23 protein-coding genes and 3 pseudogenes are annotated in these 22398 nt (G+C 44.9%); 16 read left to right on the forward strand and 10 right to left on the reverse strand.

The window, feature by feature from the left end:
- Positions 1–128: 128 nt before the first annotated feature.
- From AS030_RS23020 to fliT, 5 genes and pseudogenes are all read left to right on the forward strand, one after another.
- Positions 129–242: pseudogene (locus tag AS030_RS23020) on the forward strand (flagellin); the annotation flags it as partial.
- Positions 243–377: 135 nt separating this feature from the next.
- Positions 378–722: a flagellar protein FlaG gene (gene flaG / locus AS030_RS10990; protein ID WP_061971901.1), complete on the forward strand. Its 345-nt coding sequence runs from the start codon at positions 378–380 to the stop codon at positions 720–722.
- A 15-nt stretch (positions 723–737) separates the two neighbouring features.
- On the forward strand, positions 738–2798 hold the full coding sequence (gene fliD / locus AS030_RS10995; protein WP_061971902.1) for a flagellar filament capping protein FliD: 2061 nt from the start codon (positions 738–740) through the stop codon (positions 2796–2798).
- Between the two features lie 28 nt (positions 2799–2826).
- Positions 2827–3228: a flagellar export chaperone FliS gene (gene fliS / locus AS030_RS11000; RefSeq protein ID WP_061971903.1), complete on the forward strand. Its 402-nt coding sequence runs from the start codon at positions 2827–2829 to the stop codon at positions 3226–3228.
- Positions 3228–3578 carry a flagellar protein FliT gene (gene fliT, locus AS030_RS11005; RefSeq protein ID WP_061971904.1) on the forward strand — a complete coding sequence of 117 codons (351 nt, stop codon included), beginning with the start codon at positions 3228–3230 and terminating at the stop codon, positions 3576–3578. The genes fliS and fliT overlap by 1 nt, the downstream gene beginning before the upstream one ends.
- 45 nt (positions 3579–3623) lie before the next feature.
- Here the strand turns inward: fliT and AS030_RS24300 are convergent, their stop codons facing one another.
- From AS030_RS24300 to AS030_RS11015, 3 genes are read right to left on the reverse strand one after another with little or no spacing between them, the layout of a single operon-like run.
- The gene (locus tag AS030_RS24300; RefSeq protein WP_420889649.1) at positions 3624–3785 is read right to left on the reverse strand and encodes a hypothetical protein; all 162 of its coding nucleotides are present in this window, start codon (positions 3783–3785) and stop codon (positions 3624–3626) included.
- Entirely contained in the window at positions 3769–3969 is a 201-nt protein-coding gene (locus tag AS030_RS24305; protein ID WP_061971905.1) for a hypothetical protein, read from the reverse strand. The genes AS030_RS24300 and AS030_RS24305 overlap by 17 nt, the downstream gene beginning before the upstream one ends.
- Before the next feature lie 52 nt (positions 3970–4021).
- Positions 4022–5839, reverse strand: coding sequence for an acyltransferase family protein (locus AS030_RS11015; protein WP_061971906.1), 1818 nt, complete (start codon positions 5837–5839; stop codon positions 4022–4024).
- Positions 5840–6272: 433 nt separating this feature from the next.
- Between AS030_RS11015 and AS030_RS11020 the strand changes: the two genes are divergently transcribed.
- The 3 genes from AS030_RS11020 to AS030_RS11030 all read left to right on the forward strand — a co-directional run bounded on the left by AS030_RS11020 (position 6273) and on the right by AS030_RS11030 (position 10558).
- Complete coding sequence (locus AS030_RS11020; protein WP_141687070.1) at positions 6273–6629, forward strand: hypothetical protein; 357 nt, start codon at positions 6273–6275, stop codon at positions 6627–6629.
- A 205-nt stretch (positions 6630–6834) separates the two neighbouring features.
- Positions 6835–6987 (forward strand): hypothetical protein, encoded by a 153-nt coding sequence (locus tag AS030_RS23585; protein WP_156412568.1) that lies wholly within the window; start codon positions 6835–6837, stop codon positions 6985–6987.
- A 184-nt stretch (positions 6988–7171) separates the two neighbouring features.
- Positions 7172–10558 (forward strand): hypothetical protein, encoded by a 3387-nt coding sequence (locus AS030_RS11030; RefSeq protein WP_061971909.1) that lies wholly within the window; start codon positions 7172–7174, stop codon positions 10556–10558.
- A 100-nt stretch (positions 10559–10658) separates the two neighbouring features.
- Here AS030_RS11030 and AS030_RS11035 read toward each other — a convergent pair whose 3' ends face one another.
- The gene (locus tag AS030_RS11035; protein WP_061971910.1) at positions 10659–11897 is read right to left on the reverse strand and encodes a tetratricopeptide repeat protein; all 1239 of its coding nucleotides are present in this window, start codon (positions 11895–11897) and stop codon (positions 10659–10661) included.
- Between the two features lie 264 nt (positions 11898–12161).
- Here AS030_RS11035 and AS030_RS11040 point away from each other — a divergent pair, with 264 nt between their 5' ends.
- Complete coding sequence (locus AS030_RS11040; RefSeq protein ID WP_061971911.1) at positions 12162–13337, forward strand: styrene monooxygenase/indole monooxygenase family protein; 1176 nt, start codon at positions 12162–12164, stop codon at positions 13335–13337.
- A gap of 170 nt (positions 13338–13507) precedes the next feature.
- Complete coding sequence (locus AS030_RS11045; RefSeq protein ID WP_061971912.1) at positions 13508–13834, forward strand: hypothetical protein; 327 nt, start codon at positions 13508–13510, stop codon at positions 13832–13834.
- 338 nt (positions 13835–14172) lie between these two features.
- Here AS030_RS11045 and dhaM read toward each other — a convergent pair whose 3' ends face one another.
- The 5 genes from dhaM to AS030_RS11070 form a co-directional block, all read right to left on the reverse strand.
- Complete coding sequence (gene dhaM / locus AS030_RS11050; protein ID WP_061971913.1) at positions 14173–14541, reverse strand: dihydroxyacetone kinase phosphoryl donor subunit DhaM; 369 nt, start codon at positions 14539–14541, stop codon at positions 14173–14175.
- Entirely contained in the window at positions 14534–15136 is a 603-nt protein-coding gene (gene dhaL / locus AS030_RS11055; protein WP_061971914.1) for a dihydroxyacetone kinase subunit DhaL, read from the reverse strand. The genes dhaM and dhaL overlap by 8 nt, the downstream gene beginning before the upstream one ends.
- 1 nt (position 15137) lies before the next feature.
- Positions 15138–16124, reverse strand: a complete 987-nt coding sequence (gene dhaK, locus AS030_RS11060) for a dihydroxyacetone kinase subunit DhaK (RefSeq protein WP_061971915.1) — start codon at positions 16122–16124, stop codon at positions 15138–15140.
- A 112-nt stretch (positions 16125–16236) separates the two neighbouring features.
- The gene (locus tag AS030_RS11065) at positions 16237–17832 is read right to left on the reverse strand and encodes an APC family permease (RefSeq protein WP_061971916.1); all 1596 of its coding nucleotides are present in this window, start codon (positions 17830–17832) and stop codon (positions 16237–16239) included.
- A 131-nt stretch (positions 17833–17963) separates the two neighbouring features.
- A complete protein-coding gene (locus AS030_RS11070; protein ID WP_061971917.1) occupies positions 17964–18293 on the reverse strand; it encodes a MerR family transcriptional regulator in 330 nt (109 codons plus the stop codon).
- A 209-nt stretch (positions 18294–18502) separates the two neighbouring features.
- On the opposite strand from AS030_RS11070, the gene AS030_RS11075 reads away from it, so the two are divergent.
- The 5 genes and pseudogenes from AS030_RS11075 to AS030_RS24810 all read left to right on the forward strand — a co-directional run.
- Complete coding sequence (locus AS030_RS11075; RefSeq protein ID WP_061971918.1) at positions 18503–18865, forward strand: CidA/LrgA family protein; 363 nt, start codon at positions 18503–18505, stop codon at positions 18863–18865.
- A complete protein-coding gene (locus AS030_RS11080) occupies positions 18862–19563 on the forward strand; it encodes an LrgB family protein (RefSeq protein WP_061971919.1) in 702 nt (233 codons plus the stop codon). Before AS030_RS11075 ends, AS030_RS11080 begins: the two co-directional genes overlap by 4 nt.
- A gap of 19 nt (positions 19564–19582) precedes the next feature.
- On the forward strand, positions 19583–19723 hold the full coding sequence (fbpA, locus tag AS030_RS23030; protein ID WP_082635796.1) for a Fur-regulated basic protein FbpA: 141 nt from the start codon (positions 19583–19585) through the stop codon (positions 19721–19723).
- A gap of 31 nt (positions 19724–19754) precedes the next feature.
- Positions 19755–20059 (forward strand): annotated as a pseudogene (locus AS030_RS23035) (bile acid:sodium symporter family protein); the annotation flags it as partial.
- 205 nt (positions 20060–20264) lie between these two features.
- A pseudogene (locus tag AS030_RS24810) lies at positions 20265–20808 on the forward strand (site-2 protease family protein); the annotation flags it as partial.
- Between the two features lie 744 nt (positions 20809–21552).
- On the opposite strand, the gene AS030_RS11090 reads toward AS030_RS24810, so the two are convergent.
- Complete coding sequence (locus AS030_RS11090; protein WP_061971921.1) at positions 21553–21825, reverse strand: YqhV family protein; 273 nt, start codon at positions 21823–21825, stop codon at positions 21553–21555.
- A gap of 321 nt (positions 21826–22146) precedes the next feature.
- Between AS030_RS11090 and AS030_RS11095 the strand changes: the two genes are divergently transcribed.
- Positions 22147–22344, forward strand: coding sequence for a cold shock domain-containing protein (locus AS030_RS11095; RefSeq protein WP_061971922.1), 198 nt, complete (start codon positions 22147–22149; stop codon positions 22342–22344).
- Positions 22345–22398: the final 54 nt, after the last annotated feature.

Raw genomic sequence — 22398 nt, forward strand, 5'->3', positions numbered from 1 at the left:
TATGATGATGAAATCCGTAGGTGAAACAATGTATCATCAGCATTGTGAATCCGAAGTGCCCGGCCCCTACTAGATTGCTGGAGGGTGAAGATATAGTCTGGTCATTTATGAAAGTAAATGTTCGCACGATGGCGAAAGAAATGATGAACCAAACAAAGAATTCTATTCTTTCTCAAGCAGCACAAGCAATGCTGGCTCAAGCAAATCAGCAGCCGCAAGGAGTTCTTCAACTTCTTCGTTAATTTTTACAAAGGTCCTGGTATTTTCCAGGGTCTTTTTCTTTTCCCTCAATTCCTCCATTGGTCCTACCTCCACCGTCTTCAATTTCCCGAATTTCCGCCGATACAATATGTAGAAACCAAATGGGAGGAGTTCATTTGAGTATTCATCCGATTTCTTCAGTTACGCCTGTCAATCCAGTATATAACCGAACGCAAGGCGAGCCTCAGTCCCAGCAGCAGGATCTGTCATTACAAGAAAATGGCTCAACTCAACCAACCAAAAAGGAACTCCATGACATTATTAATGGGATCAATAACATACTGATTCCCTCACATACGTCATCCAAATTCGTTTTCCACGAAAAGCTGAACGATTATTATGTTCAGGTGGTGGACGACCAGACGAATGAAGTGGTACGAGAAATCCCGTCCAAGAAGTTTTTGGACATGTATGCCGATATGCTCGATTTTATGGGGATATTCGTGAATCGGAAAATTTAAAGCGAGGTGAAGTGAATGAGTACATTGCGCATCAGCGGTTTGGCCAGTGGAATGGACGTGGATTCCATGGTCAAAGAAATGATGAAGGCTCAGCGCCTGCCGCTCGATAAATTGAATCAAAAGAAACAAATCCTGGAATGGCAGCGGGATGACTACCGGTCAATGAATACACTGCTTTCAACCTTAAAGGATCTGACCTTCTCGATGAAGCTAACGTCTTCCTACCGGTCAAGAACAGTATCTTCTTCTGATGAGAGCAAAGTGACAGCAACCGCCAGTTCAGCCGCCAATCAGGCATCCTATACTATTTCTTCTGTTGAAAAGCTGGCGAGTGCAGCAACCAAGGTAAACGGTGGCTCTCTTTCCAAATCCGCTTCTGACAAAATTGATGCCAACGCCGGACTGTATGATCAAATGGCGAAATTCGAAAGCTATGCCGACAGCACCAGCACGGGCTTTGACTGGAAGCAGGGAAGCATTGAAAAGGAATCGATTGCAGTAACTTCTGCAACCGACACGCTGCAGTTCAAACAAGCCAATCTCGACAGTTCACTGCTCTCCAGCAGCATTATCAAAGTAAACGGTAAGGACTTTCAGGTAGTAGATTCGTTAACAGATCCGAAAACACCAGGACAGGTCATGGTCGGCCAGGACGGCAGGCTGACGTTCAGCGAGCAGCTGGCACCAAACAGCTCAGTGTCTGTTACTTATTTCACGCCTGACCATACAGATACCTTTACAGCCTCCGGGGAAACAAAAGTTTTTCAGCTGACGAAGTCCTCCATCGCCCAGGGATCTTTATCTTCCGTAACCGTAGAAAAAGCAGATGGAACAAAAGACTCCTACAGTATTGTGACGGATAAAAGCCTTCTAACGAGTGGTTCCAACAATGTGTATGTAGACGAAAAGACAGGCAAGCTTTCATTTGCAGACAACGTTGAAAAGGATGCAAAAGTATCCGCGACCTACAAAGAAAACTTTTTTACCTTTGGCATTCAAACATTCAATACCGAAGGAAAAGCGGTCAACCAAACCTTTGCGGTCAATGGAGCAACCTCTTTAAATACAGTCATCAATCAAATAAATACGTCCTCTGTTGGGGTAACTGCGTTTTATGATACCCAGACCGACCGGATGACACTTACCCGGTCACAAACCGGGAACTTCAATCCTGCTGGTGATGAAATTATTACATCAGGCGCATTTTTAACGTCTGCGGCCCGGTTTGATGATACGGCAACAGAGAGCGGGGGAGAAAATGCCGTTTTTACGGTCAATGGACTCAGAACGGAGAGAAACGCCAATACGTTTGCCATGAACGGCGTTACCTTTACCTTGAAGCAAACCTTTGACACAGGAACGGTTTCCCTTGCGGTTGGAAATAATGCCGATGATGTGGTAAAAAACATCAAAAACTTTGTCGATAAGTACAATGAGACGATTTCCAAGATCAAGGATAAAGTCTCGGAAGAACGCTACAGAAGCTACCAGCCGCTTTCCGACGAAGAGCGGCAAGGAATGACCGACAAACAGGCAGAGCTTTGGGATGAAAAGGCGAAGAGTGGCTTAATTAAGGGCGATACAGTTCTTAATTCCGCTTTAAATGACATGCGCCAAAACCTGTATGCAACGGTATCTGACAGCTCGATCAGTTCAAACTACAATCAGCTTGCGAAAATCGGGATTACCACAAGCGCCAATTATCTTGAAGGCGGAAAGCTCGTCCTTGATGAAGCGAAATTGAAAAAATCGGTCGAGGATGATCCGTCATCGGTGGAAAAGCTGTTTACAGCAACAAGCTCTGTCAGCAGTGAAAACGGCTTGATGCAGCGTTTGTACGATACACTAAATAATTCGATGAACAGCATAAAGGATAAAGCGGGATCGTCTTTGCTTGTAAACAATCAGTTTGTGATCGGAAAGGAATTAAATGATTTGAACACAAGAATCGATGCCTTCAATAAGCGATTGACGCAAATTGAAGACCGTTACTATAGCCAGTTCACGGCTATGGAGCAGGCGATTCAGCGTTCGAACCAGCAGAGCACGTACCTCTCCCAGTTTTTTAGCAGCTGATTCTAACACCCAATAAAGGAGTAAGATCATGAGTTTACCCAATCCGTATCAGTCGTATCAGAACAACTCGGTTCAAACGGCATCGCCCGGCGAACTGACGCTGATGCTGTATAACGGCTGTTTGAAGTTTATACAACTATCAAAGCAAGCCATTCAACATAAAAACATCCAAGAAAAGAATATGAACTGCCTGAAAGCACAAAAAATCATTCAGGAGCTGATGGTCACCCTGAACATGGATGCTTCGGTCTCCGGCACACTTTTGCCGATGTATGATTATTTGAACCGCCGGCTGATCGAAGCCAACATTCAAAGCAATTTAGAGATTTTGGATGAGGTGGAAGGTTTAGTGAAGGAATTGCGTGATACGTGGAAGGAAGTTATCCAGATCAACCGACGCCAGCAATATGGACAGGGTGGTCGTGTCTGATGGGAACGATTTCACGTCTTCTTGAAATCACCCAGCAGTTGAGCGCTCATGTGATGAAAGGACTCCCGAAAGACGACCGCGAGCCTTATATCCAGCGTGTGAATGAACTTCTTGATCAGCGGGAAGCCTTGCTGGAGGATATTCCGGCCCATTTTACAGAGGAAGAAAAGCGTCTCGGGCTCGTCATTCTTCAATTGAATGAAGGCTTTGAACCAGAACTTGATCGTCAGCTGAATGAAATTAAACGAGATATTGTGCTGATGAACCAAAAGAAAACCCAGTCGGCGCACTATGCCAATCCGTATGCCTCGGTTTCGGGTGACGGGATGTTTTTTGATAAAAAGAATTGAACATGAAAAAAAGAGCAACAACCTCAATGGCCGTTGCTCTTTCTCTTATTGGTGGTTTACCAGGTTCACATGATCTGCTTTTCCATCTTTGCCGATGATAAATTCCAGTTCAAAATCACCGGTTTCATAAATGTAGCCCGTTTCTCCCGTGTTTGGAAGATGACGGATGTGGTCCGCGCTACCAATTTCATCACCGAGCATTTTCACAGTAAGCACTGTAATAGATGGTGTTCAGTTTTTCTGCAGCCTCCTTTTTCGCTGTGCTCTGATCGGACGCTGTGGCAGATGCAGCATGTGCTGTGTCGTTAAAGGAGATCATGCCTGTTCCTAAAACGGAGCCTGTGAGCAGTGAAGCTGTCATCAGTAAATTTGCTCGTTTTTTCGGTAACATTGTATCCCTCCTATAGATAGTTCCTTCCACGTTTGTTAAAAGAATTGAAACTTTAATTTACTGCCCGTTCCACCAGTCTTGCGTAGGCGAGTGCACCTTCTGGTTTAAGATGCACTCCGTCTTCATAAAAATAAGATGATTGACCGTTGCTCGCCTGGTTCCAATTGACAAGCTTGGTGTGCGGATGATGGGAAGCCACTTCCTGAATGGTTTGGTTGACTTCTTTTTCCCATGGACGCGGCACCTTGCTGTTAATAAGGACAATGTTCTTATCCTTGCCTGCATCATTCAGTACACTGATCAGCTGTTGTTTAGAAAAAGGGCCATTTGTTCCGAGTCCAATCACAATGGTATCACCGAGACTGCCCTTTGCCTTCATCTGATCAATGACTTTTGGCGCGTCTGTCAGCTGCCTTCCGATTTTTGCATCCACCGTGGCGTCCGGGAATTTTTTCTTCAGATAAGGAGCCACATTGACCATGACGGAGTCGCCAATAACTGTAATTCTGTGGTCTTCTTGCTTTGGAGCAGGTGAAGGCTTCGGATCCTTTTCAGGGTGCTCCTTTTCATTATGTGATGGTTTTTTCTTAGGTGTTTCTGGTACAGGATGAACATATTTTTGAGCTTCTTTTTTCTCCTGCGCAGCTTCAAGTTTTTGAATGCCGGGCACAACAACCGTATATAGCATGATCAGAACAGCAACGGCTGAACATCCCAGAATGGATTTCTGAAATAGGGTGGCCCTTTTCCATGAAAATGCTGTTACTTCCCGTTTTTCCTGACCCGTATTTAATGCACTTCGCCGCACAGGCTCTTCAATAAAGTGCCAGGAAATGGCTGCTAAAAGAATAATTATCCCAAACTGTACCCATCCAAGCCAAGAGGAGTGCTCTGCCGCCTGTGATGGTTGGGTGAGCACAATGACCGGAAAGTGCCATAAGTAAATGCCGTATGAACGGACACCGATCCAGCGAAGCGGCTGCCACCCCATGATAGCCCCAAGCTTGCTTGCGGGGTGGGCAAGTGCTGCGACAAGAAGAGCCGTACATATGGATAGCAGCACCATGCCGCCCCGGTACAAAAAGGAATCAAACTGGCTGGTCAGCATAATCAGCAGCAGAATACCAACAAGGCCAATGGTTCCTGAAATGTCCAACGCAATCCTGGGTTCTCTTGGCAGATGAATGGAAAGCTTTCGGCTTGGCCAGATCAGAGCCAGTGCGGCACCAATAAACAGTGAAAAAGCTCTCGTATCGGTTCCATAGTACACACGGCTTGGATCCTGTCCGGGTGTATAAAGAACTGCCATCAAAACGGCAGAAAGTACTGCAGCTCCAAGAATGAACCGCAGGATGATTTTTCGATTACCAATAAACCGCAAGCCAGTCAGAAGCAGAAGCGGCCATATTAAGTAGAACTGTTCCTCTACCGCCAGGGACCAGAGATGGTTAAGTGGTGACGGCGGTCCGAATTGGGCAAAATAGGAGACTTTATGAAAAATAAGCCACCAGTTGCTGACGTATAAAAGAACAGAAAGCACATTGCCCCAGAGGTCGAGCAAAAAGGAACGCTCAAACATCAGGATCCATAAAATCACAATGAACAGCATGGACAGCAAAGCCGGCAGCAGTCTTCGTGCTCTTCTGATCCAGAACTTCTTGAAATCTATTTTTTCAGTCCTGAGGTATTCGGTTGCAATGATGTCTGTTATCAGGTAGCCGGATAAAACAAAAAAGATACCCACACCCAGCAAACCGCCAGGCGCAAAGCCAAGGTTCAAGTGATAGGCGATCACCGCCAGCACTGCCAATGCTCGTAACCCGTCTATGCCGGGCATATACCTTTTGCTTTTTTGGGTAGGTTCAGGCATGCAATTTCCCCCTAACCAAAAAAAGGTTGTTTTGATTATATGTAAACGCTGCTTCCGCTATATTTACGCTGTTCATTTTTTGCGGAAAGCCCTTGGTGATCAACATCATCGTTCTCCCTTCAAATAAGCAAGTCTTTTAATCTCCCATAATAGTTTAGTGCTTTTTAGAGAGGATGGAAACAAACCGTTTCTACTATTTTCGACAAAAGTTTTTGCTAAAAACTGCCGAAATTCAGGGGAATATTTCCTATCACCCACTATAGTTCATTTGGTTTTTAACATTCAAGGATTATAATGCCCATCCAGCGGGAATGGGAGAAATGTCATGCGTAAGAGGTAAAAATATCTAAAAGATGCAAGATATTAGTAAAAATGACTAGTTCATAAGGCAATATTCCTTCTTTACAATAGGAAGATAGAGAGAAGGCAGGCGGTGAAACGGATGTTAATTGATAAACAAAAGTACAGAATGCAGGCAGAAATGCTCGATTGGTATTCGGGAAAAGTATCCGAATCCATGAACCAGCTGGATCAGTTGGGAAGAGAACGGACAAATGTTCTTGCGAAAGCTCAGAGCTGGGAGAGTAAAAGCAAGAAAACCTACCAGCAGATCATGTCGGAGGCAGGAAGCACCCATTATTCAGCAGCAGGTACGGGAGAGCAGTTGAAAGAAGCTTTGAAGCGTGAAGCCAATCACTTGAGGCAGTTTGCAAGCGAATTGGAGAGGAAGGAAAAGCTGGAAGAAGCAAAAAAGCTTGAAGAAGCAAAAAAGAATCATAGCTCTAGATAAATTTTGTTCTGGGGTTATTGATTTACTACATAGGTGTTAGGAAAGAAAAACAAGCATGGGTTGTTTAGGGTCAATTTTTCGCTTCACCTTATTGTTGGTCTGTCTGCTTCCCTTAATGTGGACAGGCTTTTTATCTATTTATACATTCTTTACCGCTTTGTTCGGCGGAAGCTGGGGCAATTTTGGCAAGGCGTTTTTCATATGGATGATTTTAAGTTACATCATCGGCTGGCTGTTTGATGCCAAGTGGGAGGATACCGATATGGGAGATCCTTTTTTAGGTGTTGTCCTGGAACTCTGCAGCATCATGGTCTATCGTACGGTCAACCGGGTGGGCAGGATGGTAACCAGAGGGTAATTAATAAAAAATGCAATGGTAGCAAGAAGTTGTCTTAGGGAAGAGTGTCTCTAAGACTTTTTAATTTTCTCTAATTTCACCTTCGTTTCTACCCATTTAATTTCCAAAAGTGATGTATAATGTTGAGGATACATAAAATGAATAAGGATTCATCTGCTGGAGATGAGGCAAAGCGAGGTGTGACATGAAGGGTTCAGAAATCATTAAGGACTTATTCGAACTAAAAGAAAAGGGATATATAAAGTATGACGATTATTTAAAAGTGGTGGAAGGGATCAATCGCTACGAAAAAGACCAGCGGCGAATTGCTGAAGGAAAAGAACCATCTATACAGACGAGGGAGGAACAGGAGCCACAGTTTGAGAAAGAAAAGGATTTTGTTCAACCCGTTCAACAGCCCATTCTCTCCAGTACTGCGCCGGCTGCTCAGCCTTTGCCAAAGTCAAGGCCAAGGCCTGTTCCGACAGCTCCACCAAAACCAGCGCTGAGTGCTGAACAAAAACGCGAGCGCAATCTGACACTGCTTATGGCAGCAGGTGTCATTCTGTTGTTGATTGGCGGTCTTACATTGGCAACCAGCCAATGGGAAGTGTTTACGCCGTTGGCCAAAACGATGCTTGTTGGCGGAATTGCCGCTTTGTTTGGCGGATTGGGGGCTCTGTCTCAACGCGTGCTGCACATTAAAAAGACGGCGTTTGCTTCCTTTGTGCTTTTTGCGCTCTTTCTGCCAATCACGATCTTGTCTGCAGGGTTTTTTAAGCTTTTCGGCAGCTGGCTGAGTTTTTCTGGTGACGGGAAGTATGTACTGGGTGCTATTACAAGTCTGGTATGTCTGCCGATTTATTGGAAGTTTGCTAAGTCCTTCGGCTCCAGGCTGTTTGTCTGGTTTACGCTCATTGCTTCGGGCATCTGCTATGGATTTATTCTTCTCGCGCTTGGTGCGGAGAAGAATGTGTTTTACTTTTTGTATGCGCTTGGAAACGGGGCTTATATTTATCTGTATCATTTGCGGAAAACGAAGGACAGGGAAGATATCTATCAAAAGGTCCTTCCTGTCTTTATTCAGACGAACCTTATTTTATCATCGGTCCTCATTATTGTTTCCTTTGAACAGCCGCTGTCCCAAAGCTTTAATTTAATTTTGACCGCTGCACTGTATTTGGCGATGAGAATGGTCAACAAGCGGGTGGAGTATGAACTGCTTTTTATGGCATTTATCTCTTACGGTTTGTACCAGCTCGTTGAACAGGCGGCAGTAGCAGGCTTGGCGCTTGTACTGATTCCTGTGGTGCCGGTTGTTCTGCTTGCGGTGGCGCGCTTTTCAAAAGGCGATTTGAAAAAGTACTACCACGTCTCCAACGCAGTCGTATCGGTCATTGCTTTTTTACTCGTGACAGGCAAAGGACTTATGCTCTCTGGGGGAGAAGGAAGCGTATGGATGCTGCTGGGGTATCTTGTGGTTGCCGGAAATTTCATTTATCTAAGCTATAGCACGGCGTTTCGTTTGTTTTCGTACCTGGCGTCCTTTTATATTTTTATTGCGTCTTCTGAGGTATATCACCTCACCAGCTCAAACGATATGAAGCATTGGGCGCTGGCAATTGGATTATCAGGACTGGTGACCTATGCGGCAGGTCAATGGATCAAACCTCTCCGGCGTTCGGGATTGTTTGTAGGAGGCGCCTTTCTTCTGGTCGGTTTTGGGTTTACCCTTTTAATTCCGGAATATTGGCAGATGGCACTGCTCTCGCTTGTTCTGACAGGGTTGGCAGCACGGCACTACCGGCTTGAAGAGGATCTTGCCAAAAAGATGGCCAGTGCAGGCGTTTCCGTCTTTGGCTTTTTCACAGGATTTTCGTCGGGGATGGCCTTGATCCCTGATCCGGACAGGGCACTATCGATCGGGATTGGAACCATTCTTCTGGCGGCTCTTTATTATTGGAGAAAGAATGACAGAATCCTTGGACAATATGCGGTGATGGGAGCCATCTTTGCTTCCTTCATCAGCTTCCTGGCTTCGTTCAGTACGGTGGCCGATTGGGTTCGGCTTTTGTGCAGCGTGTTGTTTGCGTTTATGGTGTTTGTCGGTACACGTTATTTTAAGCAATATATTGGGTTTGGCATCGTGCAGGCGGGCTTGTTCTTTGTGTTTTACTCTTTCCTTCACTTGATTGCAGAACCCGTCAATGAACGGCTCACGCTTATTATTTTGTCCGCTCTGCTGTTTGTTTCGGGAGAGGCATTAAAACGTGCGGACCGGCAAAGCCATCTTCCAACGCTGGTGGTCAGCCAGGCGGCTCTGCTGTATTCAGTGTTTTATACGTTTATTACTTCAGGGGAAACCTTGCCGTATTTTCTTCTTACGGTTCTTTACGGACTGTATGTCTGGCGCTCTGTCCATGAAGCAGAATTAAAATACAGCCTGTATGCGGGACTGACCGTGTTATCCATGGCCTTCGGTTTTACCGTAAACGAATGGTTCCCTAATGAGATTCGTTTGTTATACAGTTTGGTGATGCTCGCTGCTTACTTTGTTGTTTCAGTGATCTGGAAGGAACGGCTCAGGTGGTATATTGTTCCATTTTCGATTCTGGTCATGGCCGAGTATCTTGCGGATTCGTATTATGCAGGAGAGGTTTTGCCTCTGTGGTTTTATGTAGGTGTGGTCCTTGTATTCATGGCGTTCTTTCAATCTCTTAAAGGAAATTGGAGAATTGCTGTGGCGTTTCCGCTAATCTACTTTTGGCTGATGATGGCCAACATGATTGACCTGTACAGCTTATCCGCACAATTAAGTGCGCTTGTCTGGTATGCGATTGGGCTTCTGTTCACAGCTGTAGGAATGTTTATCTATGAAAAACTCTACCATCCTGAAAACGGCGAAAAAGTAGATTTGTACGGAATTGCAGGACTCATCTATGTATGCACCGGCTGCCTGCAGGCAGTGGATTGGGTATTTATTGGCGGGCTGTTCGTGGTTGCGGTGCTTCTGTACCATCATTCTTTACGGATTGCAGCTTTTCCGATGGTTCAAAAGAGCCTTCAAACGGTCTCTTTGGCGGTCGGACTGCTAACCTATTATACAATTCTTGATATGTTCCATGTTCCAAGTGTGATCATCACGGAACTCTATGTGCTTCCCTGGATTCTTTTAAGCTATTTAATTACACAAAAAACGTGGAACCTGAACGAAAAGTCGGTCATGATTGTTCAATACAGCCTTATCGGCCTGATATCCATCATCTTGATGGTCGATGCCATGTACAGCTATAAAATTGCTGATGCCGTCATTTTGGGTTCTCTTGCTGTGCTTAGTATTCTGTATGGATTTATCTCCAAGCAGAAAAGCTATTTCTTCAGTGGTCTGATTGTGCTCATCGTAAATGTGTTCGTGCAGACCCGTCCTTACTGGGGCAATATGCCATGGTGGGTGTATCTCCTCATGGCCGGAATTTTGCTCATCGGGTTTGCGGGCTACCATGAGTTCAAAAAACAAAAGGGGATTGAATCTCCATCATTGAAAGAGCAGTTTCAGCGAAAATGGGGCACATGGTTTGGTGCCTGGAAATAAGGAAAAAGGACAGTTCCGTGTGAGGAACTGTCCTTTTTTGTATCAGCGGGTCCACCCGCTTGCTTCCAAAATGAGATTCTTCAATCATAAGTAGCCTCCTCTAAATAAACGAGCTTTCTACCTGGTTGGCGGAGCAGTAGTATTCACTGGACCGTTTGTATTGTTTTTTTCGGTAATAATAATCGCCAAGCTGTTCATAGCACATCCGGATATACATAAACTCATCTTTTTTCTGAAAGATGGGAAGGGCGATTTCTTCCAAAAATATTTTGTAGTCTTCGTCGTTTCGGCGCTTTGAAACCTGAAATTGAAGAATCTTAAGCAGACAATAGGTTTCGTTCAGTTCGCCTTTTAACAGCTCAAGTCCTTTGGTGATCCAGCGGGTGGCATCTTCGGTTTCATTGAGCTGAAAAAGGTTGTTGGCCAAAAGATAGATGGTCAGTTCTCCGCCTTGGAGATCATTGCGTGCATTCAGAGATTTTAAAAAGTATTCAATGGCTTCCCATGGTTTCTTCATTTTGTGATAAACGATTCCCATATTGTGATAGATATGTATTCGTAAATGGCCGATATCCGGCAGTGATTCAATGCCTTTAAGCGCTTTTTCAAAGTATGTAATGGCGGTAGAATGTTCATTGATCCGGTTATAATCAATCCCAAGAAGAATATAGCAATCAATGACTTTCTTGAATTGAATGTTTTTATGAAATTCCTCCATCGCCCTTTCGGAATGGAAAATGGAAAGGGTGATTTTGCCCAGCCGGCTGTAAATCAAGGCGAGCTGGTAATGGTATTCTGGTTCACTGACATAATCCTTTGCTTTTAAGTAGAGTTCAAGTGCTTTTTGAAAATGGCCTTTCAAATATTCGTAAAGCCCGGAAAAATAATAGTAGTAGGCTGCTGTTTCTTTCGGCGTGTATTCAATGTATTTTTCCGCATGAGCTAATTGTTCTTCCGCACTGTCGAATTCTCGCAACAAGAGAAAGTGCCGAGTGGCGCACAAGTGAAACATGGATAAAAGCTCAATATCCTTAATGCCTTTCATTTTTTTTTCGATATTGATGTAATGGTCCTTTGTCGCAGACCGCTTCCTCGCTTTTATGTCGTCATACCAGCAGTAGATTAATTTTTTTATTTCATTGGTGGAGGAGGACTGCAGCAATTCGTCGTATTCTATGTTTAGTTTTTTGCAAAGCAACTCAAGGATCTCTTTGGAAGGAACAATGCTGTTGTTCTCCACTTTACTAAGGTAGGGAACGGAACAAATTCCCGATGTGAGTTGTTTTTGGGTTAGTTTATTTTTTTCTCTGAAATATTTGATCTTCTCTCCTCTAATCATAATCCACCTCAATCCCTCTTCATCATTCTCATGATATCACATTAAATAACTGATTTTTCCTATTATATACATAATTTATGGGGCATTAGGCAGTTATTTGTCAATAAATGAGGACGCAGCAGGAAAGAAGAAAGAATATGCCATATTTCCTAGGAAATAGATTGACGAATGCTGTCCTATTCTCCTGTTTTTCTGCTGGCACAGGAAATTTTGCTTTTAAAAAGAAATTAGGCATAAGGCGAATAATGAGAAGGAGTGTGGTCCTTGAAAAAAAAGGTTGGTATCATTGGTGGCGGAACGACTGGATTGCAGCTGGCTTATGCTTTAATGGAGGATTTCGATGTCACGATCATCTCTCACCGCACACCGGATCAGGTGCGAAGCGGGAGAATCATGTCCACGCAGGTCCATTTTGGCCCGGCTCGTGAACGGGAAAAGAGATTTCATATGCCAGATTGGAATAGTGAGCAGATGATTACGAGCATTCATATAACGGTAGGTGACCAAAAGCTGTTTGCAGGCCGGCTGGAAAAGCCAGCATTGTCCGTGGATCAGCGGCTTTCTTATTCAACGTATGCTGAGGACTTGGAGAAAAAGGGTGTTACGTTTCAGCAAAGAAAGATCACCGAACAGGACAGGGAGACATTAGGTGAAGAATATGACCTTGTAGTGGATTGTACGGGAAAAAATGGTCCGATCTTTCCGTTTCCGATTGAAAAAGAACTTACTCCGTTTCAGGGGCCACAGCGAAAATGCATTGTAGGCTACTTTAAGGGAGTTAAGCCGGTCTCTCCCTGCGGAGTCAGTGTAACGGTGATCCCAGAGCTGGGGGAAATGTTTGAGATTCCGGCGGAAGCAGAGTCCGGCCCGGTCACTATCCTGTTTATCACAGCTGTCCCTGCTGGCCCGCTTGATATGTTTAAAGGGATTAAATCTCCGGATGCCTTTACGATTAAAATGAGAGAAGCGGTAGAAATGTTCTTTCCGGAGATTCACAGCCGTATTGTTGATGAACTGTTTGCGCTAAGTGATGAAAATGGCTTCCTCCAGGTTGCCATTACGCCTGAGGTGAGAAGGCCATATGTGATGCAGGAACATCAACTCATACTGGGATGTGGAGACAGTGTGGTGCTGAACGATCCGATTACCGGACAAGGATGCAACTTGTCTTCCTACTGTGCGGAGCAGCTGTCTGAACTGCTGGTCGAACATAAACATGATGACCACTGGGGTGTGGAGCTGGGGATTTTATATTGGAATAGAATTAAGCATTTCGTTAAAGAAGTAACAGAATGGACGAATGCGATGACACAGCCGCTACCCGGACATGTTATTCAGATGCTGCTCGGAGGGGCACAGGATCAGGTAACTGCCGATCAGGTAGCCCGCTGGTTCGAAAATCCCTCGAGTGCCCATCAGGTTTTTCTGGCAAAAGTGTAAAACAACTGAAATTAGTGCCGATCTTCCATATATAGGAGAATCGGCGCTTTTTTGTCGTTTCTAGTCCAAACATCCCGAATGATTACAATTATTAGGAACTTAGTCTAGTACCTCCATCCTTCTTTGTTTTTTACAATAGAAACACAAGAGATTGAGCAGGCGGTGAATGTATGATTTTTGATCAGCAAAAGTATCGGATGCAGGCTGAGATGCTGGACTGGTATTACGGTAAAGTTCAGGAGTCCATGCAAAAGTTGGACCAGCTGAGATGGGATCGCAACCGGGTACTGACGAAGGCGTCGAGCTGGGAAAGTAAGAGCAAGGCGTCCTATCAGCAAATGATGTCGGAAGCGGCAAGCACCCACTTTGCTTCGGCAAGCTTGGGTGAACAATTAAAAGATGCGCTGCGCCGGGAAGCAGCCCGGTTAAGGGAACAGGCAGACGAGATGGAGAGACAGGAGAAGCTTCATGAGTCGAATCAGCGTCAATCCCGATGAACTGGAAGACTTGGCGCGCGGATTACCAGGCAGAAAGTTTATTAAGGTAAGATAGGACAAAGATCATACTCATAATTTAGTGTTGAAAACGTCAAATCCATAATGTAAAAGTTGAAGGCATGTGGACGCACTGAATGATGAACAAAATGAATTTGATGAGGAGAAATCCGATAGCACATGGTTAGATGATTCTAATTGGTATGTAATAGAAGATCACGGTGATCGAAAAGGAATTTATGTACCAGCCATCTACCCTGATGGGAAAATCTATTGGCGTTTTCTATAATGAAAGGTAGAAAAGCCCCAGGATCTTACTCAACCCGGGGCTTTTCTTATTTCTATTTAGAAAACTCTGTTTCCAGCGCCTGCATGATCTGCTCCACGGACAATCCCTGTCCGCTTTGTACGGCAGCCAGAAAGGCTCCTTCCACAAGCGGGACATCCTTGAATTGTATGTTCCGGTCCCCGGTATACAGCTCGAGGGCCATTTCGGCGTTCATAGTGGAAGAGCCGATGTCGGTTAAAATGATGGCATCGTCTGTGAGGGAAGAGAATGCTTTTTCGATCCGGGAGACGTCGGTTCCGATTTTCCCGCCATCAAGCCCGCCGGCATTATGGATCTCCACGTTGGCTGCCATCTCGGCAAGAAGCTCCTTCAAACCGTCAGCTAATTTTTCACTGTGGGAAACGAGGATCAAGTTAACCATTCAGCACCTCCGCAATCTGGCGGAGCAGGATGGAGCTGGACAATGCCCCAGGATCCTGAAGACCTTTGGAGGCATCGCCGAAGTACGAGGCCCGTCCTTTTTCCGCTTTCAATTCTTTTGTATATGCCAGCGCGTTTTCAATCACCGTCTCAAGCGGCTCATCGCTCTTAAGCGCCTCAGTAAAGGGCTCAAACACGTCCAGCATGGTTTTCTGGCCGGCCTTGGATTTTCCGCGTGCAGCCACACCGTCCGCCGCCTCTTTAAACCCGTCGTATAATACATCACCCTCTACTGAGCTTTTGCCATTCCACTTGGTAGCAAATTTTACAAAGACAGTACCGAAAAGAGGGCCGGATGCGCCGCCGACTGTTTTAATCAATGTCATGCCCACAAGCTTGGAAAGCTCCCCAAGATCTGCAAAGGAATCTTTATCCTCCAGTTCTTTTTTTACAGCAGTAAACCCCCGTGACATGTTGATGCCATGGTCGCCGTCACCAATTTCCCGGTCCAGGTCCGTCAGTTCATCTTTTTGCTTTTCAATTTGATCCGCTGTATTCAACAATGCTGTTTTCAGACCTTCTGTGGTCAGTTTCATATTATTCACTCCTCACTGGAAATCCAATGGTTTCTGAAGGGGCATCCAGGTACCCGAGCAATTCATCATCGACAGCCAGCAGGGTAATGGAGAAACCGTGCATTTCTAACGAAGTCATGTAGTTTCCTGTATAGCTGCGGGCAATCGAGTATTCTCTCTGTTCCAATTGTTCACTCACATATTTGTAGGCGAGGTACAGTTCTGAGATGGGAGTACCGCCCATTCCGTTTACCATCAGGGCAATCCGTTTGTCGGTTACTTCTGCGGTCAGCCGGTCGAGCAGCTCCGACACGATCTCATTTACAGGTGCGACAGTTTTCCGTTCAATGCCTTTTTCCCCATGGATGCCAATCCCGATTTCCATTTCGTTTTCGTGTAGCTCAAAGCCCGGCTTGCCGCTCTCTGGCATAAAACACGGGGAAAGAGCCATGCCAATGGAACGAACCTGATTAATGGCTTTTTCTGCCGCTTTTTTGACTTCTGATAGCGATTTTCCTGCTGCGGCGGCTGCACCAGCAATTTTATGAACAAAAACGGTTCCGGCCACACCACGCCGATCTTCTGCATTTTTAATGGCAATATCGTCATTAACAATAACCGTTTCAACCTGTATGCCTTCAAGTTCAGCGAGTTCCTTGGCCATGTCAAAATTCATCACATCACCTGAATAATTTTTGACGATCAGCAGCACGCCTGCGCCGCCGTCAGCTGCCTTGATTCCCTCAAGCACCATATCCGGCGTCGGTGAGGTAAATACTTCACCGCATACGGCAGCACTCAGCATGCCTTCTCCAACGTAACCTGCGTGTGCCGGTTCATGGCCGCTGCCTCCTCCCGAAACCAGCCCAACCTGGCCAGAAGGGGTGCCGTCTTTGCGTTTAATGACATTTACACCTTCTACCTTTTCATAGTAATCAGGATGGGAGCGAACGAGTCCATCAACGATGTCTGTTACAAATTGATTAGGATCCTGCAATAGTTTATCCAACGTCATCTCTCCTTATCAGCATGAAAATTCGAAACGCTTACATTGTATTCCCTTCTGTTTATCTTATCAACCTTCTTGCTTCAAAGAAAAAACCCTGTCTATGCAGGCCGTATTATTGAGTGGATTCCACATCGTCCATTTCAATGTTCGGATCGTCAAGTCCGGCGTGGACACCCCAATAATAAAAAATGAGAGAAAGAATAGCCGCAACAAGGGTATCCCAAGGGGCGTGAATAAGATGATCGGTCTTTGTTCCGGGGCCATAGCTGCCAACAAAAGACATGGCGAGCAGGAACAAATAATAGATAATGAGCCACCATCCGGATTTCAGGTGCAGTTTAACCTCTTCTTTTGAAAACGAAGAGGAGCGGTATGCAGCGATAAAATAAAGGATGAGGGAGAGGATGATGATCGGAATGATAAAAGAAACGACCTTCCACTTGCTCCAATAAATTACCAGGGTTGCTCCGACGAATGCAAGCGGGGTAACCACTTGGGCACCTTTTAACAAGAAGGGGCGTTTAAGTTCCGGAAGCTTCTTTCTGAGCGACATGAGCGACACGGGACCGACCACAAACGTCAGCGCTTTTAACGAGGTGCTCGCATCAACCAGATCAGCCCATGCCTGAAAGCGGTAAGGAAGCATCCAAATAATCGCCAGTACCAAGGTAAGCCAAAGCGCAGCTCTTGGCAGTCCGCTTTTCTTATCGATCTTACGAAAAATTTTAAAAAAGTAGCCGTTTTTCGCCCAGGCAAACAATGAGCGGGCAGTTGCCGAAAAATAAATATTCCCGGTGGCTGAAGGAGAGATGACGGCATCAACAAGTACAAGATTGGCGAGCCAGACAACACCCAGTGCAGTAGCCAAATCTGCCCAAGGAGAATCGAAATGAAGGCCGCTCCAGCCATCGCTCAGCATGCCAGAAGGTACAGCCCCGATATAGGCAATCTGCAGGAGCATATAAACCATCAAACCGATCAGGACCGAATAAATAATGGCAAAGGGGATACTTTTCTCGGGGCGACGGGCTTCACCGGCAAATTCAATCGGCTGACGGAAGCCGTTGAAGGCGAATACTATTCCAGCACCAGTAACCGCTGCAAAGATTCCTTTTGTTCCACCGGGCGATGCGCCGGTGACGGCAAAATTGGAAGCATCAAAATGCATGAATAAAACGATGATGATGATAGAGGGGACAACGAATTTAAAAACAGTAAGAAAGGTGTTGATCTTTCCAAACAACGCGACACTCCAGTAGTTAAGGATAAAGAAGAGAAGAATTAATCCGATCTGTACAGAAAATCCTCCTATGGTCGGTGTTCCATCCTTGTGGCCAAGACTGTCAAACCAATACTCCAAATATCCCCGTACGGCCTGGGATTCAATACTAATGACTGCCGAGTAGGCAAGCATGGATATGAAACCGATCAAAAAGCCGACGACAGATCCATGGGTAAAATCCGGGTAGCGGACAAAACCTCCCGCCACAGGCATGGCTGCCCCGAGTTCAGCGTATACCAGCCCGATCATCATGATGATGACTGCTCCGATGATCCAGGAAATCCAGGCATAGGGGCCCGCATACTGAGCTCCTGTGGCTGCAGCATACAGCCAGCCCGAACCAATGATGGAGCCAAGCCCGAGAAACGTGAGATCGAGTGTGTTTAACCTTCGTTTGAATGTTCCATTGTTTTGATTGGACGCCATACCTTTCATCTCCTGAACGGTTAATGTTGTGTAATGATTAGTTTGAAAATTCCCTGAATCATCCAGCTATAAACACGGCAGAAAATAGAAAAACCAGCTTCTCAGGTCTGGGTTCTGAGAAACTGGTTTTTTTATCTTTTTATCATATTGAAATGCGCGTTCAACTGCCCCCTAATCATCGTATCCCGCAATTTTTCCTTTTGGATTTGCTCCTGTGCTTTTTTCAGCTCCTTCCTGATCTCATGCGTCTGAACCCCGTCTTCTCTCTTGTCTGCTATGCTCATCAGCATCTCCACATCTGAAAAGGAATACTTGCGTGTGCCTTTTTCCGTACGGGCGGGAAAGATTAAATTCCGCTCTTCATAATACCGGATTTGTCTCACTGATAACCCTGTTAAGTCCTTAACCGTGCCGATGGAAATCACTTTTTTCTCTTTATATGATGAACTCTCATAAGACACCCACATCACTCCTTTATCAGTGGTGGCACGAAGTTCTTTCCATTACTATAAAGCTTTCTGAATAGAATGAAAAGTAGTATGTTAGATTTTCTAACATACGTTTTGGGGGTCTGAAAAAAGGGCGGAAGGTTATCTTACAGGTTGAGAGATTTCTTCCTGTTCCTTTCGTATACTGAAATCAATCATTCCGGACGAGGGGAGAGAAGCCTTTGTTACGTTTCATCGGACAGTTTGTGATCATCCTCGCCACCCTGGCTGCCGGAAATGCACTGTCATCCTTTTTTCACTTGCCGGTTCCCGGAAGTATACTGGGGATGTTTTTGCTGTTTCTCGGCCTGCTGACAGGAGTTGTGAAATTAAGATGGGTGGAAGGTGTCGCGAACTCCCATCTCCGTCATATGACCTTGCTTTTTATTCCGCCAGTAGTGGGTTTGTTTTTAAACTGGGGAGCGGTTCACATTCAGCTATGGAAAGTGCTCCTTGTTCTTTCATTAAGCAGTTTGTGCATTCTGTTAGGAACAGGATACTCAGTGGAATTATATGAAAAGAGAAAAAGGAGGAGAAACGAATGAGCATCACGTTTGGCAACACTCTGTTAAGTATTGTGGCTACAGCATTGACCTATCTGTTCGGTCTGCGAATTTACCGCAAATCCAATCAGAAGTCCTGGCTCAACCCTTTATATACGGTAACGTTACTTCTTTTTCTTTTACTTCCATTCTTGCATATGGACGTGAAATCTTATGAAAAGGGAAGCAAAATCTTTTCCCTTCTGCTCCAGACGGGAATCGTATCCCTGGCCATTCCTATTTACAAGCAATTTCCTCTGATTAGGAAAAATATCAAAAAAATCACCGTGGGCATAGTAAGCGGCGGGATGGCAGGTATTGCCTCTTCTGTAGCATTTGCGTTTCTTCTTGGATTAAAGGGCGAAGTAGTGGCGTCCCTGCTGCCGAAAACAGCCACATTGCCAGTCGCTTTGTCTGTGTCCAGTTCCCTTGGCGGAACAGCACCGCTTACCATTCTTTTTGTGTTGATTTCCGCTCTTTTTTCGTTGATCGTCGGTCCTCATGTGCTGGATGGTTGCAACATCAAGAGCAAAACGGCACGCGGTCTTGCGATGGGAATTTCCGCCCAGGCGCTTGGCGCAAATCGTTCCTTTCAATGGGGAGAGGAAGAAGGGGCAATGGGAAGTGTAGGAATGACAACGACCGCCATTCTGGTTTCAGTGACAATTCCAATGGGCATGCTGTTCATAGCATATCTATAGAGAAAGGGGATTTTTTGTAATGGAACAGAAAAAGGAAATTCTGATTACAAAACTAATCGAAGCAGGTTTTTATAAATCCGAAAATGGGCATCTTCATGAACTGACATTAGAAGAGCTTTTGAAAGAATATCAAACCTTAAAAATGAAGCCATTTTGTTAATGGAATAATAGATCCCAATAAAAGAGCAAAGATTCTTGTTGGGTGCTGTCCTGGTGGAACGGCCTCCAATGTTATGACCTATTTGGCAAAAGGAGACACTGCGCTGTCTGTTGCCTTAACATCTGTATCCACAGTGCTTGCCCCCATTTTGACGCCATCATGTTTTTTTATTTGCAAGCAAATGGCTTCCTGTTTCACCGGGAGATTTATTCATATCTATAGCCAAAATGATCATAGGTCCTTCCCTTTGTTTCGGTTATCTGTATTGTGGCCATCGTTGGGGCGGTTGTCGGTGGAAGCAAAGAGCAGATTGCATCCACTGGGCTTGCTATTTTCGGCGACCTATTATAGAAAGCAAGCTGAAAAATTGGAGGCAAAGGGAGACCGCTCTCCATCTAAAGCAGCGTAAAACTGCCGAACCTACGGCAGTTTTTCTTTGTGGTCTGTAACTTTTTTCTCTTTCATCCGTATATATGGTATGGTTTTAGAAGAATGACAGTTTCTTACTTTCTTTCCGTGAATTTTATTGGAGGAATGATGAATGGCTGAAAGAGCTGAAAAGAAAAACCAGTCCAGGATTTGGACGGTTTTGGCTGGAATCGGATTGTTTATTTTAGGTAAATTAAAATGGGTTTTTGGATTATTAAAGCTGGGGAAATTTGCAACATTGGCTTCCATGTTTGTATCCGTTGGTGCGTATGCCATGTTTTTCGGTTGGAAATTTGCCGTAGCCCTGGTCTATTTGCTGTTTGTTCATGAGATGGGTCACCTGGTGGCCATGAAACGGAAGGGGATACCGACCTCACCTGCGATTTTTGTACCGTTTATGGGGGCGGTCATCGGCATGAAAGAAATGCCGAAAGACGCGAAGGATGAGGCGTTTGTGGCTTATGCCGGCCCGTTGTTCGGCCTGCTTTCGTTCCTTCCTGCGGTTTACCTGTATGAAACGCAGGGGTCGCCTTTCTGGGGATTGGTTGTCTTTTTGGGTGCATTTATTAATCTGTTCAACTTGTTCCCGGTCTCTCCGCTTGACGGAGGACGAATTGTTGGAGTCCTTTCTACCAAACTATGGCTGATCGGCCTCATCTGTATGATTCCTTACATGTTTATTTCTCCTGACCCGATTATCTTTCTTATCTTCCTGTTTGGGATTGCTACCTGGTGGAGAAGAGTTAGAGAGGATTATGTCTTGCAGGAAAGCAAGCAGTCGCTGGAGCTTCATCAGAAGGAAGAAGAAAAAATTCACGAACTGGTCCGGGAGATGGAGGAATATCGTGATCTTCCCAATTTTCCTTATATCGTGGATACCTTTATCGATGAAGGGAGAGTTGAAAAGGAACGGTTTATCCGTAATCTTCCTTCAGGTTTTACCTGGCCTTTTGTTCATGATAAAAAACGGCTGAAAAAAGACGCGATGCTGACGGAAATTAACCTGCTGCAAAAGCGGGAAAAATATTTTCTTTTTCTATACAAGCATGAAGTTATGAAAGAAAAGGAAATGGAGCGGCTGCTTGCTGAGCAGGAGTTTCATACCGGGGAAGATATGGGTGCTGAGCCTGAAGGCGGTCGTCCTGAAAAAGTTGTTGAAGCCTATCTTATGGCAGTAAAAGACGAGGCCCAAACCCAGCAAGAGGAAGTGGATCGCCGCAAGAATTATTATGTGGCCAGCTTAAAAACAAAAATTGTGGTCCTTCTTTTGTATCTTGCTCTGGCAGGTGTCTTGTCTTATTTCGCAATGTATGGACATACCATTATGGAAGTTCACCGCGAACTGCTTCAGCGGTAATTAAAAAATGCCCGGCACACCATTGGAAGCCGGGCGTATTTTATTATTTTCGTATTCCATAAATGATCAGCCCCAGACCGGCCACAATCCAAAGCAATTTTGCCGTGCTGATCTTGGCTGTGATGCCGACTAACCCTAAGGACATGGTCGAAAAGAAAATAAAAGGTCCGATAATGGACAGCGTGGAATTGATCAGCAAGGCTTTTTCAACTGAATTAAAACGGAGCATTAAAAATGCGGCACTTACTTCGCATACCCCGGACAGAATCCTGATCATGGCCATGCCGAGGACGATTTTCTCAAATACTTGAAACATACAGTCAACCCCCATGAAGTGCATGCTGCACGTAGTCGCCGGCCGTTATGTACCCGTACAATAAATGGCTGTCCATATACTATATGTTGTCCACCCCAAAGTAGAAGTTGAAAGCAAGTGCCTTTTCAAAGGGCTGAAATCACCTGTGAAATGTGTAAATTTATTTGGTATTTTACAAAATAGTTAAAGAAAAAGATTATTCGACAAAACTTCTTACTATTCGCTAAATGATACGTTTGACAACATTTTTTTAAATGTGTAATACTATGAATGTATAGGGCTCCTATACAGATTGTCATGACGAAGGGATAGTGAAAGTACATGCAAGGAAAAGTAAAATGGTTTAATGCAGAAAAAGGATTTGGCTTTATCGAAAGAGAAGATGGAGATGATGTATTCGTACATTTCTCAGCCATCAATTCAGAAGGTTATAAGTCTCTTGATGAAGGCCAAGAAGTTGAGTTTGAAATCGTTGACGGAGCTCGTGGACCACAAGCAGCTAACGTAACCAAACTATAATAATAACTAGCCGATACTTCGGATAATAACCCAGCATTCTTAGAATGCTGGGTT

The organism is Fictibacillus enclensis, assembly GCF_001457035.1.
Lineage (GTDB): Bacteria > Bacillota > Bacilli > Bacillales > Fictibacillaceae > Fictibacillus_C > Fictibacillus_C enclensis.